The organism is Streptomyces sp. NBC_01261 (genome assembly GCF_036226385.1).
GTDB lineage: Bacteria > Actinomycetota > Actinomycetes > Streptomycetales > Streptomycetaceae > Streptomyces.
Map to the genome: position 1 here is coordinate 10,354,533 of NZ_CP108463.1, position 13,952 is coordinate 10,368,484.

General features: G+C 70.3%; 10 protein-coding genes. 3 read left to right on the plus strand and 7 right to left on the minus strand.

The genetic code is table 11. The features are described 5' to 3' along the window. Positions 1-73 precede the first annotated feature (73 nt). The 6 genes from OG226_RS45970 to OG226_RS45995 all read right to left on the minus strand — a co-directional run bounded on the left by OG226_RS45970 (position 74) and on the right by OG226_RS45995 (position 7,836). Positions 74-1,096 carry a hypothetical protein gene (locus tag OG226_RS45970; protein ID WP_328686621.1) on the minus strand — a complete coding sequence of 341 codons (1,023 nt, stop codon included), beginning with the start codon at positions 1,094-1,096 and terminating at the stop codon, positions 74-76. A gap of 115 nt (positions 1,097-1,211) precedes the next feature. Further along, positions 1,212-2,858, minus strand: a complete 1,647-nt coding sequence (locus tag OG226_RS45975; RefSeq protein ID WP_329352487.1) for a serine/threonine protein kinase — start codon at positions 2,856-2,858, stop codon at positions 1,212-1,214. 351 nt (positions 2,859-3,209) lie between these two features. Continuing rightward, a complete protein-coding gene (locus OG226_RS45980; RefSeq protein ID WP_329352488.1) occupies positions 3,210-4,169 on the minus strand; it encodes a pyridoxal-phosphate dependent enzyme in 960 nt (319 codons plus the stop codon). Between the two features lie 112 nt (positions 4,170-4,281). Further along, complete coding sequence (locus OG226_RS45985; protein WP_329352489.1) at positions 4,282-4,959, minus strand: AIM24 family protein; 678 nt, start codon at positions 4,957-4,959, stop codon at positions 4,282-4,284. Positions 4,960-5,025: 66 nt separating this feature from the next. Next, entirely contained in the window at positions 5,026-6,387 is a 1,362-nt protein-coding gene (locus OG226_RS45990; protein WP_329352491.1) for a CAP domain-containing protein, read from the minus strand. Positions 6,388-6,552: 165 nt separating this feature from the next. Beyond that, positions 6,553-7,836, minus strand: a complete 1,284-nt coding sequence (locus OG226_RS45995; protein ID WP_329352493.1) for a serine hydrolase domain-containing protein — start codon at positions 7,834-7,836, stop codon at positions 6,553-6,555. A 305-nt stretch (positions 7,837-8,141) separates the two neighbouring features. Between OG226_RS45995 and OG226_RS46000 the strand changes: the two genes are divergently transcribed. Continuing rightward, entirely contained in the window at positions 8,142-9,947 is a 1,806-nt protein-coding gene (locus tag OG226_RS46000) for a M4 family metallopeptidase (RefSeq protein ID WP_329352495.1), read from the plus strand. A 73-nt stretch (positions 9,948-10,020) separates the two neighbouring features. Here OG226_RS46000 and OG226_RS46005 read toward each other — a convergent pair whose 3' ends face one another. Beyond that, positions 10,021-10,764 carry a hypothetical protein gene (locus tag OG226_RS46005; protein ID WP_329352497.1) on the minus strand — a complete coding sequence of 248 codons (744 nt, stop codon included), beginning with the start codon at positions 10,762-10,764 and terminating at the stop codon, positions 10,021-10,023. Positions 10,765-10,899: 135 nt separating this feature from the next. On the opposite strand from OG226_RS46005, the gene OG226_RS46010 reads away from it, so the two are divergent. Together OG226_RS46010 and OG226_RS46015 are read left to right on the plus strand one after the other, a co-directional pair. Next, the gene (locus OG226_RS46010) at positions 10,900-12,072 is read left to right on the plus strand and encodes an ROK family transcriptional regulator (RefSeq protein WP_329352499.1); all 1,173 of its coding nucleotides are present in this window, start codon (positions 10,900-10,902) and stop codon (positions 12,070-12,072) included. A 76-nt stretch (positions 12,073-12,148) separates the two neighbouring features. Next, on the plus strand, positions 12,149-13,948 hold the full coding sequence (locus tag OG226_RS46015) for an alpha-galactosidase D (protein WP_329352500.1): 1,800 nt from the start codon (positions 12,149-12,151) through the stop codon (positions 13,946-13,948). Positions 13,949-13,952 lie beyond the last annotated feature (4 nt).

Below are 13,952 nucleotides of genomic sequence, written 5' to 3' on the forward strand. Positions count from 1 at the left end.
CGGACACGATGGGGCTCCCTCGTCGTGGGGAGCCCCATCGTGTCCGAAGGCCGAAGTCACTGCATGAGTACGGCTACTCAGCCGGAGTGGTGGTCTTGCGCAGCGCGTTCAGGCAGCTGTCGATGGCCTGCTGGAGCTCCTCCAGACGCTGGACCATGTCGTCCTCGTAGAAGTCCTGGGCATCGTCGAAGGTCAGCTCCTCGAACGCCTTCGTGGCCTTCTGCAGGCTGCTGTAGAACTTGGTCCGCTTCTCCTGGACGCGCAGTTCGGGGTCGGCCTCCACCGCCTCGACGACCAGGTTCTTCATCGTGTCGTAGGCCTCGGTCGCCCACCCGCCGGTGTCCTCGCCGTCCTCCAGCTCGTCGAGGAGCGACAGGTGGCGCTCGGCCTCCTGGCGCAGGTCGACGGGCGCGTCGACGGTCTGGCCGGCGGGGGTCTTGATCTGGCCCGACTCGGCGATCTGGCGGACGTATCCGATCCGGTCCGCCGAGCGGCTCTCCGTCGCGACGGCCTTCTTCAGGTCGTCGGTGCGTACGACGTCCCGGGCCAGCTCGGACTGGAGCTCCGGGTCCTCGCGGACGCGGTCCAGCAGCGCCTGCCGGGCCGCCCGCGCGGTGGACGGGTCGGCGAGGATCGCGGCGCGCAGCGCGGTCGGGTTCTCCGCGACCTCCAGCGCCTTGGTGGGGCGGATGCCCTCGGCCTCGGCGGCCTCGGAGATGGCGGTGCCGCGCTCGGAGGTGGCGCTGGAACGGGAGACGTAGTAGTTCAACCACACGTCGGAGTCCGGGAGTTCGACCTCCTGGCCGGGGGCCAGCTCCTCGAAGTGCGGGACGAGACCGTCGTCCGCGGCCCGGTCCCAGGCCTTGTAGTAGCGCATGACACGCTCGGGGGAGCAGTCGGCGAGTTCGGCGAACTCCTTCGCGGACACCTTCGGCGTCTCGTCCGCGCTCTGCCCGCCGGGCCGGACGCTGCGTGCCACCTTGAGGCCGAACGCCCAGCCGCCGGTGCGGACGTAGGCTCCGAACTCGTGTGCGTCCCGGGCGACGAGGCCGGCGTCGTCGAGGGCGGTGAAGGACGTCTCGGCCTGGTCGATCACTACGGTCAAGGCGGACTCTCCTGGGCTTGTGATGAGACTTGGTGCGAACAGGCAGCCTATATCCACCCATTGCCGCTGGTATGAGCGCCCGGCTCACGCGTCGCCGTCGGTGCCGTCAGTTCGAGTCCCGCCGGAAGGTCTTGAAGAAGGTCTGCAACGCCTGGCGATTGGCCGCGTCGTTCCACTCGTCGGCGGGCGTCGTCCACCGTAGCGAGAAACTGCGCCCGCCGCCGATCAGGAAGCCGCGCCCGAGGGTGCGCACCCGGTCGTCGCCTGTTCCGGAGAACCACTCCAGGTCGGCCGCCTTGTCGCCCTGGAACGTAGTGGCCTGGATGTCGCCGATCTGCTGGAATCCCTCGGTCTGCTTCAGCCCCGGCAGGACGTCGTCACGCCAGATGGCGACCGGGTCCGGGCCCGCCTGTGTGCTGTATGTCACGGCCAGCGTGCGCGGGTCGCCGGTCGCGCCGAAGGTGACCCGGTAGGCGCCGGACGCCTGCTGGGTCTCCAGCACCTTCCAGCCCTTCGGCAGCGCGACGGAGAAGCCCTGCGGCGCCTTGAACACGCGGAAGCCGGCCGGCAGCGCCGAGACGGTGGGGGAGGGGGACGCGGTGGGGGAGGGCGAGGCGGACGCGGAAGCGGACCGGGAGGCGGGGGACGTGGGCGACGGCGTGGCGGACGGGGAGTAGGCGTGACCGTCGACGTTCTCGCCCGGGGTGCTGACCGGGGCGGACGCGGACGGCAGGGGCGAGGGCTCGGTCGTGGCCGAGGTCTGGGTGCCGGGCAGTTGGTGGGTGGCGGCGAGGACGGCGACCGTGACGGTGCCGACGGCCAGGGCGGTCCCGGCGGCCAAGCCCCGGCCACTCCAGGTGGTCCCCGCCCCGCACACCGCGTCGTAGGCCCTCCGCAGGCGGGGCAGCGGAACCGGGTCGCGGTCGGCGTACGGGTCGTCGTTGAGGATGCGGGTCAGGGCCTCGCGGACCATCGGGCGGGTCATCCGCTCCCGGGAGTTCTTGCGCAGCAGCCCCTGCACGACCTGCGCCAGCGGCCCGGCGCGCGACGGGCCGCGCATCGGGAGCCGGTCGACGCCCTTCATGGTCGCCTCGGGGCGGCCCCGGTCGCGGAACGGCGGGTGTCCCTCGACCAGCGTGTAGAGGATCGCGCCCAGCGCCCACAAGTCGGCGGCGGGACCGATGCGTTCGTCCCGTGCCTGTTCCGGCGACGCGTACGACGGCGCGGTGATCCGCGGGGCGAGGGTGGCGCCCGCGAGTCCGAAGCCGGTGAGGACGACCCCGCCCTGGTCCCGCACGAACACCTGGCCCGGGCTGAGTTCGCCGTGGGTGATGCCCTCGCTGTGCGCCGCCTCCAGGATGTCGAGCAGTTCGAGGCCGATGCGGGTGGCCCGTACGTAATGGAACGTGCCCTGCTGGGCGAGGAGTTGGCCGAGCGGGGTGCCGTCGATCCAGTCGGTGACGGTCCACAGGGTGCCGGCCTCCTCGACGGCGTCGACGACCGGGGCGACCCGGGTGGGGCAGAGCAGCACCATGACGTCGGTGGTGCGCCGGATGCCGGCGGTGATCCGGCCCGCGCTCTCCGCGTCCGGGGCGAAGGGGAGGGTCACCTCCGTGAGGAGGCAGGGCTGTTCGGCGATCGTGTCCTCGCCGTACCAGGAGACCCGGTTGGTCTCGCGGTGGGCGACCTCCATGGGCCGGTATCTCCCGGCGACCAACTCGTGTACGGAGACGTTCGTCTCGACCATGGCCATCCCTCGCTGAACCCCTGGCTCTCACCTTTCCCAGAAGTACGGCGGGTGTGATGGGCTGCGTTCAATGGAAGCCCAATTCCCCGGTGTTTCTTGCCTTTTATTCAACGGCGGCGATCAGGTGTGCGAGAAAACCGAGTCGCGGGGAGGTCCCAGGTCGGCGCTCGTGTCCCGGGGCGGGTGAATTCGCCCCGGGGGCTTCCGTGGCGGAATACCGGCGCCCTACCTGGTGGTAACCGGCGGTAAACGCGGACGTGAAGACCACGAATACGCTGGTGTTTGTCGACAACGTAGTCAAGGGATCTGTCCACGAGCCTGTCAACGATCCCGTGGACGAAGGGAGTTGACGCGAAGTCAGTGCAACCCGAAGCCCTCCGACCAGGCCGCGATCTCCCCGACCGTCGCGTTGCCCCCGCAGACCACGAGGCCGAGCCGGGCGCCGTCGCCGACCCTCTCCAGCACCTGCCGGGCGGCGGGCAGCAGACAGCCGGCGGCGGGCTCGGTCCACACCTTGGCGTGTTCGGCGAGGTCGAGACAGCCCTGCACGGCCTCCCGGTCGGGGACGGTCAGCACCTCGGTGACGAGGGCCGACACATGGTCGTACGTCAGCCGCGACACGGCCGGAGCGCTGAGCGTCGTCACGATCGACGAGGGCGTGACGGGCACCGGGCCGCCTGCCGCGAGCGCCGCGGACATGGCCTCGGCGCCCTCGGTCTCCACGCCCCACAGCCGGATTCCGGGGCGCCGGGCGTGCAGGGCGGCGGCGATGCCGGCGATCAGGCCACCGCCGCCGATGCTGACCAGGACGTCGGTGAGTTCACCGGCGTCCTGCGCGAACTCCAGCCCGACCGTGCCCTGTCCGGCGATCACCACCGGGTCGTCGAACGGGTGGACCAGGGTCAGCCCCTCGTCCCGCAACCGGTTCACCAGCTCGAACGCGCTCGGCATGTCGTCGGTCAGCCGCAGCGACGCGCCCGCCGCCTTCACCAGCGCGACGGACCGCGCCGGCGCCGAACGCGGCATGACCACCGTCGCCTTCACATCGAGCGCCGCCGCCATGACCGCGAGCGCGATCCCGTGATTGCCGCCGCTGACCGCGACCACTCCGGCCGCCAACTCGCCCTCGCTCAGCGACAGCAGCTTCGCCGTCGCACCCCGCGCCTTGAAGGAACCCGTGCGCTGCAACAACTCCAGCTTCGTCGTGACCGGGACACCGAGCAGCTCGGAGAGCCCGAAGCTCTCCACGGTCGGGGTGCGTACGACGTGTCCGGCGATCCGCTCGGCGGCGGCTTCGATCTCCGAGATGCCGATCAAGGCAGTCATCCTTCCGGCACGGGGACAGGTGACCCGCGCCGGTTCGACCCTTCCTCGGAAGGGACGCGCAGGTCAACACGTTTCGGAGTTCGCGGCGCGGCGGCAACGCCCCTCAGTGCTGCTGCGCCTTCTGCGGAGTCTCCTCGCTCGGTCGTACGACGACGAACCCCTCGCCCTGGAGCATGAGTTGGACGGCCTCGCCGGAGCCGCCGCGCAGCATCGACCCGATGGACTGCGAACGGTGCAGCGAGGTCTGGAGGTGGGCCGACCAGCCGACCACCGCGTCCGTGTCGACGAACACCGGGTACTGCGGCGAGACCGGTATGACCAGCGGGTTGCCCTCGCAGACCAGGCCCAGCTTGCCCTGCCCGGTGAAGACGCTGTTGAAGAGACCGCCGCCCGCGATGCCGGAGCCCTTCACCGTCTTGATCGCGTACGACAGCGAGGCGTCGAAACACAGCACGTTGCGCCCGTTCACGGTGAACTCGTCACCGGGGTCGATCTCGACCACGAAACAGTTCTGCGCCTCGTGCGCGAACCACGCCTCGCCCTGGCCGCGCACCGCCATCAACGGCAGCCCCTCACCGGTGACCGCGCGCTTGAGCATGCCGCCCACGCCCTGGCCCTTGCGCTCGAACTGGAGGTTGCCGCGGTAGGCGATCATCGCCCCCTGGCGGGCGAGCATCTCGCCGTTGACCGCGTACCTGATGCACTTGGCATTCTCGACGGTCATGCCCGGCGCGGTGGCCGGCTGCACCATGTGCTCACTGGAAAACAGATCACCCTTCATGCGGGCATCCTGTCCCGGAGGAGCGCATTCCGACAAGATCGCGGACGGCACGAGCGTCCCGCGCGGTCAGGCACCGAAGAGCTGCGTCCAGTACGTCCCCTTCTGTCCGCCGCCCGCGAAGCCGATGCCGATGTGGGTGAAGTCCGGCTTGAGGATGTTGGCGCGATGACCGGGGCTGTTCATCCACCCCTCCACGACCTCGGCGGCCGATCGCTGACCGCAGGCGATGTTCTCCCCGATCGTGCGTCTGCGTGAACCCGCGGCGGCGGCCCGGTCCCAGGGCTGCGAGCCGTCGGGGGAGGTGTGCGCGTAGAAGGCGCGGGCCACCATGTCGGTGCTGTGCGCCTGCGCGGCGGCGGCGAGCAGTGGGTCCACGGCGAGTGCGCGCAGCCCGGCCCTGGCGCGTTCCGCGTTGGTCAGCTCGACGACCTCCGCCGCCGTGCGGGCCAGGTTGCCTGCGGTGAGCGGTGTGGCCCACAGCGCCGTCCAGTAGACGTCACCGGAGCGGGGGTCGACGGCCTGGGCGATGCCCGCGTGCGTGAGGTCCCGCTCCACCAGCGTCCGGCGGGCCTTCTCGGTGCGCAGGCAGTAGTCGACGAACTCGGCGGGGGTGCGCGGCCCGGAGACCAGGTGCTCGCCGATGGTGAGGTAGGCGTAACCGGCCTGGGTGACGCGCTGGTACACGGAGGTGCCGTCGCGGCTCTCGGTGCTGAGGTGTCCGGCGGCGGCCATGTCGGAGGCGTGCGCCTGTGCGGCTGAGGTGAGTCGGGGTTCGAGGGCGACGGGCGGTGAACCTGCGTTGGCGCGGGCCGAGTTGGCCAGGGCGAGGAAGCCGGTGGGGTCGGTTGCCGTGGAGGTCGAGGTGAAGTGAGGGCCGGTTGACGGTGCCGACCGAGGTGTGGGTATGGACGCCGATCGCACAGCAGCAGGAGCAGCGGTTGGAGTCGCGTCCTCGACGATGTCCACGCCGAAGTCCCGCGCGATCCCCGCGAGTCCGTCGGCGTACCCCTGCCCCAGCGCGCGCAGCTTCCAACCGGTGCCGCGCCGGTACAGCTCGGCCAGGAGCAGGACCGTCTCCCGCTGGGGGCGTGGCGGGGTGAAGCGGGTGAGGGGTTGGCCGCCGGAGTTGGTCACGTGGAGGGTCGGTGCGGGGAGGCGCCCCAGGGAGGTGCCCGGATCGGCGGGACTGATGACGACGGTGACCCGCGCGGCGCCGGCGCGCAGGCGGGCCGGGTCGATGGTCAGGGTGTCGTCCCGCAACCGCGCACCGGGCGCCGTCGGTTGGTTGTAGAACACGAAGTCCGCGTCGCCGCCGACCTTGCCGCTCTCGTCGGTGATCAGTGCCGAGACGTCGAAGGGACCGGGCACCCACAGAGTGAGGGCACCGCCCGGCAGGGGCAGATTGCCGCCCGGCACCAGCTCGTTCATGGCACCGCCCTCGCTGCTCGTGCCCGGTGGGGGACTTCCCCGAGGGCCTTCCCCGGTGGGGGACTTCGTCCTCCACTCAACGTCCCGCCAGGGCGCGAGGGTTCCCACGTGAGGAGGTGGGGGCCGGAGGGCGATGCAGCCCGTCCCCCCGCCCCCACCGCGCCCTCAGTCCCGTGCGACCCCCGGCGCGATGTCCTCGTAGGCCACGTTCCGTTCGGTGACGTAGGAGCCGCGGCCCGTGAGCGGTGAGGTCTGGATCGCCCTCGTCCGCTTGCCGCAGAACGCCGACTCCAGGGTGCGCGCCATGGTGTTCAGGACCGTGCCGTTGTTGGAGGTGTTGGCCAGCGCGGTGAGGCTGCGGCGGCCGTCCTTCGAGGTGAAGGAGTAGGTGTAGAAACCCTGGACCGCGCCTGTGTGGCCGTACACCGAGACACCGCAGGACAGATCGCGGCGCCGCAGCCCGAGGCCGTACCGGGTCGTGCTGTTGACCGGGGTCCAGCGTTCCATCTGCGCGAGCTGGGCGGCGGAGGTGAGCCTGCCGCCGAGCAGCGCGGAGAAGAAGGTGTTCAGGTCGTGCGTGGTGGAGATGACCGCGCCGGCGCTCTGCGCCCAGGAGACGGTCTGGTCGGTGGCGTCGACGAGCTGTGCGCCCGTGCGGTCCGGGGTGAGATAGCCGTGGGCGTACCGGCCCGGGATCTTCGTGGCCGGGTGGACGTAGAAGGTGCCGCGCAGCTTGAGTGGCTTGATGATGCGGTCGCGGTACTCGGTCCCCACGGAGTGGCCCGTCAGCTTCTCGATGAGCATCCCGGCGACGACGAAGTTGGTGTTGGAGTACGAGTAGGCGGCGCCCGGCGCGTTGGTGCGCGCGTGGTTCAGGGACAGCTGGACCAACTGGCGGTAGGTGAAGACCTTGTCGCGTACGGCCTCGAAGCCGGAGACCGAGCTGGCGAACAGGGAGTTCGTGTAGTCGTACAGACCGCTGCGGTGGCTCAGGACGTGGCGCACGGTGATCCGCTGGTCGGGCAGCAGCCCGGGCAGGTAGCGGTCGACCGAGGCGTCCAGGTTCAGCTTGTGGGCGTCGGCCAGTTGGAGCAGGACGACGGCCGAGAACGACTTGGTGATGCTGCCGATGCGGAAGCGGTCGGCGTTCCCGATGGCCCGGCGTGTCGTGCGGTCGTCGATGCCCGCGGCGGCCGTGTGGACGGTGCCGTGGTCGTCGATGCGGGCGATCGCCCCGGGCGCGCCCTGCGCCGTGAGCGTGCGCAGTACGGCACGGAGGCCTGCCATGTCGGGGGCGGGAAGTCCCGCCGCGTCGGGGGCCGGAAGCGGTGCTGTGCTGCTGGTTCGCGTGGTGTCCGACTCGTGGGTCGCGGCATGCGCCGGTACCGCCGCGAGCGTCAGCAGCGCCGCCGCTGACGCCGTGGCCCTGCGCACCGTTCTTGAGACCATCCGGTTCTCTCCCGTTTTTCTCGGTATGCGAGATCGATCACAGTGGCGCGAGGCAACCTTCTCGCGTCCCGTCACATCTCCACAGCTGACGCACAGTTGGTCATTCGCTGATCACTGAGCGATACGGATTTACCAAGTATTGCCATGAAACGTTCGAAAACCGTTCATTTCGGCTTTACATGTACATGGTGGATACGTGAGGGTTTCGGTTCGGGGCCCGACCAGCCCCGTGGGTGCGTTCAACAGCGCCCTGTCTCAAGGCGGTTGGTGATCCCGGCCGCCTTCGTACGGAGGAGCCCTCATTCATGCGTGGACCCCACATACGCGGCCTGGCGGTCGCCGTCGCGGTGACGACGGCCGCCACGGGGCTGGCCGGCACGGCCTTCGCGGGACCGGCCACGGGGACGGACGGTGCGACGGCCTCGCCTGAATCCGGCACCAGTGCCACGTCCGTCGTCACGGCCGCGCGGGCCGCCGCGTTCGCGCACGCGTCGGCGACCGGTGTCACGCGGGGCGACGAACTCCGGGCCCAGGACGTGATGATCGACCCCGAGGGCGCACGCCACGTGCGCTTCATACGCACGCACCAGGGCATGCCGGTCCTCGGCGGCGACCTCGTCGTCCATCTGTCCCACCGGCTGGCCTACACCGGCGTCACCCGCGCGGCCGAGCAGAGCGTCCGGCCCGCGACCACGCGGGCCAGGCTGACGGCCGGTCAGGCCGAGGCGAAGGCCGCCGCCATCGGAAAGGGTGACGCGGGCACCGCTCAGCTCGTGGTGGACGCCCGGGACGGGGGAGCCGCCCTCGCCTACCGGATTCCCGTCAGCGACAGCAGCACCGCCGAGGCCACCGGCACCCGGACCGTCGTCATCGACGCCGTCACCGGCAAGGTCCGCAGCAACACCCCCGACAGCGACGAGTTCCTCTCGCCCAAACTGCTCGACACCCTGCGCGAACGCGGCGAGACCATGGACCCCGCCACCGGCACGGTCGTACAGTCGAAGTCCCTCACGGGAGCCGCCGCCGTGGCGCGCGCGGTCCACTACCCGGTCACCGCGTCGGGCACCGGAACCTCCCTCTTCGTCGGCAAGGTGCCGCTCACCACCACCCGTACGGCGCGCACCAGTTACCTCCTCAAGGACCCGACGCGCTGGGGCACCGAGACCCGCGACGCCAAGGGGAAGGAGCTGGAGAGCTTCGCGCAGGGCAAGAAGTTCACCAGCACCACCGACAAGTGGGGCAACGGCGCCGTCTCGCACCGCGACACCGCGGCCGTCGACGCCCAGTACGGCATCACCAAGACCCTGGACTTCTACAAGAAGACCTTCGGCCGCAAGGGCATAGCGAACAACGGCAAGGCCGCCCGCGGCATGGTCCACTTCGGCGACAAGGTGGCCAACGCGTTCTGGGACTCGACCTGCGGCTGCATGCTCTACGGCGACGGCGACGGGGACATGTTCAAGAAGCCGCTCGTCGTCCTCGACGTCACCGGCCACGAACTCACCCACGGCGTCGTGGACGCCACCGCCAAGCTGGAGCCGACCCGCGTCGACGCGGACGGCAACCAGTACGGCGAGGCGGGCTCCCTGAACGAGTCCCTCGCGGACATCTTCGGCTCCAACGTCGAGTTCAGCGCCAACAACGCCAAGAACCCGCCGAACTACCTGATCGGCGAGAAGCTCGGCCTCGCCCAGAAGTTCCTGCGCCGCCTCGACCACCCCTCCCTGGACAAGCTGGAGGGCACGATCGACTACTGGTCGCCGCAGACGTACGACGCCGAGGTGCACGCCGGTTCCGGAGTCTCCTCGCACGCGTACTACCTCCTCGCGGAGGGCAGCGGCCGCAAGACGATCGGCGGCTTCGCCTACGACTCGCCCACCTACGACGGCTCGACCGTCACCGGCATCGGGCGCACCAAGGCCACGGCGATCTTCTACCGCGCGCTCACCCGCTACATGGTGTCCACCACCGACTTCCACGACGCGCGCCTCGCGACGCTGAAGGCCGCGGCGGACCTCTACGGCGCGAACAGCACGGCGTACAGGACCGTCGACCAGGCCTGGGCCGCCGTGAACGTCACGGTCGCCAACACCCCGGCCGCCAGGCACTGACGACCGTCCGGGTGCCCTGCCACGAGCGGGGCGCCCGGAGGTCCGGCCTCGGCCCCGCTGCTTGTCGACCTCCTCAGATCCACTGCTTCTCGACCTCTTCGGACACCGTGAACACGGCCTCGCAGGAAGGGCAAGCGGCCTTCCCGAAGACATACCTCAACGCCGTCGCGACCTCCGTCTGCCCGGACGCGAGCGCCTCGCCGTGCAGCCGCGCCCCGATGCCGTCGAGCCCGTCGGGCGTCGCCGGTATGAGCTCGGTCCGCCCCTCCGTGGCCTTCTTGCCGGCGCCGGACACATAGTCGCCGGCCGAGGTGAAGACGCCGTACGAGCCGAACGCGACGAACAGGCCCTCCTCGCACTCGGGGCACTCCAGGTCGTACTCCTCGGCGTTGATCCTCTCCAGCGCCTCGGCCCACACCCCGTCGTCGCCCTCGAAGGCGAGCACGGCCATCTGCAGATAGACGAAGGTGTGTGCGTCCTGCCCCGGATCGGCGCGCAACACCCGTGCCACCTCCAGCAGTTGGCCTATCTCGTGCGTGTACCGCTCGCGGCACTCCTCGTCCGGGTCCGTGGTGATCAGCCCGGCCATGGTGACCGCCTGGATCGCCCCGCCCGGCGCCCGGCCCAGTGCGATGTCGGTGAGCACGGGCAGTGCCGCCCAGCTCGCGTCGTACACCGAGCCCTGGTGGCACAGCGAGCCCCACAACTCCTGCCACACGGCGTCGTCCTCGGTGCCACCGAGGCGCGCGAACAGGCCCGGGATGTCCTCGGCGCTGCCGTAGGCGTGGGTCAGCTCGGACCAATCGATCGTCGTCATACGGCGATTGTGCCGCCCGGCACTGACAACGAGGCCTCAGGAGGCATCAGCTCCGCTCAGACGACTCACAACTTCGCTTCGACGAATCCTGCTTCTTTTATTGACGACGGAAATGAAGGGACCTAGGTTCCCGCCATGCGCTCGATCCCCCGCACCGAGTCGTTCCCGGCACACACGCCGGCCGTCTCACAGGTCTTCACGACCGTGCTCTCGCACGGCCCCCTCACCCGTCTTGAGGTGGCCCGCCGGGCGGGGCTGTCGGCGGCCGCCGTGACCAAGGCGGTCCGGCCGCTGATGGAGGCCGGGTACCTGGCGGAGGGCGCCGACCAGGACGCGCCCCCGGCGCTCGGGCGGCCCGCGAACCTCGTACGGGTCGACGGCGGGCGGGCGTTGTTCATCGGGGTCAAGGTGACCGGCGACGAGATCATCGCCGTCCTCGCCGACCTGTGCTGCCGCATCCGGGTCGCCCGCCATGTGCCGCTGACCGACCACGACCCAAAGGCGGTGCTCTCGTCGATCGCCGACCTGGCCCAGGAACTCCGCATCGAGGCGGACGACTTGGGTATCAGGGTGCTCGGCCTCGGGCTCGCGGTCTCCGGCGATGTGGACCGCGCCGAAGGGGTCGTCCGCTACTCGCCGTTCCTGGACTGGCGTGACGTACGCCTGGCCGAACTGGCCTCCATGACAACGGGGTTGCCGGTCACCGTCGACAACGACGTACGGGCGCTGACCGTCGCCGAGCAGTGGTTCGGCGCCGGCGCGGGCCTCACGGACTTCGCCGTGGTGACCGTCGGCGCGGGCATCGGCTGCGGACTGGTCGTGCACGGCCGGGTCGTCGCGGGTGCCCACGGGGTGGCCGGTGAGATCGGGCACGTGGTCGTCGATCCCGCCGGGCCCCTGTGCCACTGCGGCAACCGCGGCTGCGTCGAGGCGATCGCCGGAGACGCCGCGATCGTCGCCCGCGTCCGCGAGGTCACCGGCGTCCAAGTCACAGACACCGCCGAGGCGTTGGCCCTCGCCCACCGGGGCGACGCCGGAGCGCGCGAGGTGTACGCGCGGGCCGGTGAGGCGATCGGCCGGGGCATCGCGACCGTGGTCAACCTGTTCGGCCCCGAACGCGTGATCATCTCCGGCGAGGGCCTGGCCGCCTACGACCTGTTCGCCGAGCAGATCCGAGACTCCTTCACCGCCGCCGCCTTCGGCTCCGCCGCCCGGTGCGACGTGCACACCCGTCCTCTGCCCTTCGACGAATGGGCGCGCGGGGCCGCCGCGACCGCGATCCAGTCCTTCATCCGATCGGACACCTAGCCGCACGATCACACCCCCACCCCCAACCCGCGCACTCCCCGCCCCACACACTCCTACCCGCACGAGGAGCCCGACGATGTACTCCCTCACGCCTGTCCGCGCCCTGAGAGCCATGGTGGTCCTGGCCCTCACCGCCGGCTTCGCCACCCACTTCCCCGCCGCGCACGCGTCCACCCCCGCAGCGGACCCGGCCTCGACCGTCGCGGCCAAGCCCTTCATGGGCTGGTCGAGTTGGAGCATGCAGTCGTCCAAGTACCCCGGCCTCAACCCGGACGGCGACTACAGCTACCTGACCGAGGCGAACGTCACCAAGCAGACCGACGCGCTGGCGAGCAAGTTGAAGAAGTACGGGTACAACTACGTCAACATCGACGCCGGTTGGTGGCGCGACAACGCCTGGGCGCCCGAGTACGACGAGTACGGCCGCCAGAAGGCCGACCCGAAACGTTTCCCCAGCGGGATGAAGGCCGTCGCCGACCGCATCCACTCCAAGGGCCTCAAAGCCGGCATCTACCTGCCGGCGGGCCTGGAGAAGGAGGCCTACAACAGCGGCAAGACGCCGATCTGGAACGCCGACGGCTGCACCACCGCCGACATCGTCTACAGCGACCTGCGCACCACCAACGGCTGGGACAGCTCGTACAAACTCGACTTCTCCCGGCCCTGCACCCAGAAGTACATCGATTCGCAGGCCCAGTTGATCGCCGGCTGGGGCTACGACTTCCTCAAGCTCGACGGCGTCGGCCCGGGGTCCGGAAAGAGCGGCGACCAGTACGACAACGTTGCCGACGTGGCCGCCTGGAACAAGGCCATCACCGCCGTCGGACGCCCCGTCCACCTGGAGCTTTCCTGGTCCCTCGACTACGGGCACGCCGCCGACTGGAAGAAGTACTCCAACGGCTGGCGCATCGACACCGACGTCGAGTGCTACTGCAACACCCTTGTCAGCTGGGAGAACTCGGTCGACGACCGCTGGGACGACGCCCCCGCGTGGACCGGCCAGGCAGGCCCCGGCGGCTGGAACGACCTCGACTCCCTCGATGTCGGCAGCGGCGCGATGGACGGCCTGACCAAGGCGGAGCGCCAGAGCTACGCGACCCTCTGGGCCGTGGCCAAGTCCCCGCTCTTCACCGGTGACGACCTCACCCGCCTCGACGACTACGGCCTCTCGCTCCTCACCAACAGCGAGGTCATCGGCGTGGACCAGAGCGACGCGCCGCCCGCGCGCCCGGTCACCCCGTCCGACCCCCAGCAGGTGTGGGCCGCGAAGAACCCCAACGGCACCTACACCGTCGCCCTGTTCAACCTCGCCGACGCCCCCGCCGCCGTCTCCGCGAACTGGACGACCCTCGGCTTCACCGGCAAGGCCGCCGTCCGTGACCTCTGGAACCACGAGGACCTCGGCACCTACACCAACAAGGTGACCGAGGCCCTGCCCGCCCACGGCTCCCGCCTCTTCACCGTCACCCCGCACGGCAGCGCCGTCACCACCACCGCCTACGAGGCCGAGGCAACCACCAACACCCTCAGCGGCAACGCCGACATCGCCGACTGCTCGGCCTGCTCCGGCGGCCACAAGGTCGGCAACCTCTACGTCGGTGGCAAGCTCACCATCAACAACGTCGTCGTCGCCAAGGCCGGCACCTACCAGGTGAAGATCGCCTACGTCAGCGGTGACTCCCGCCCGGCGAGCATCTCCTCGAACGGCAACGGCGCCACCAGCCACAAGTTCCCGTCCACCGGCGACTGGGGGACCGTCGGGACGGTCAGCGTGCCGGTGACCCTGAAGGCGGGCGCCAACACGATCACCTTCGACAGCGGTTCGGGCTACGCGCCGGACATCGACCGGATCGACGTGCCCACCTCCTCCTCCTGAGCCG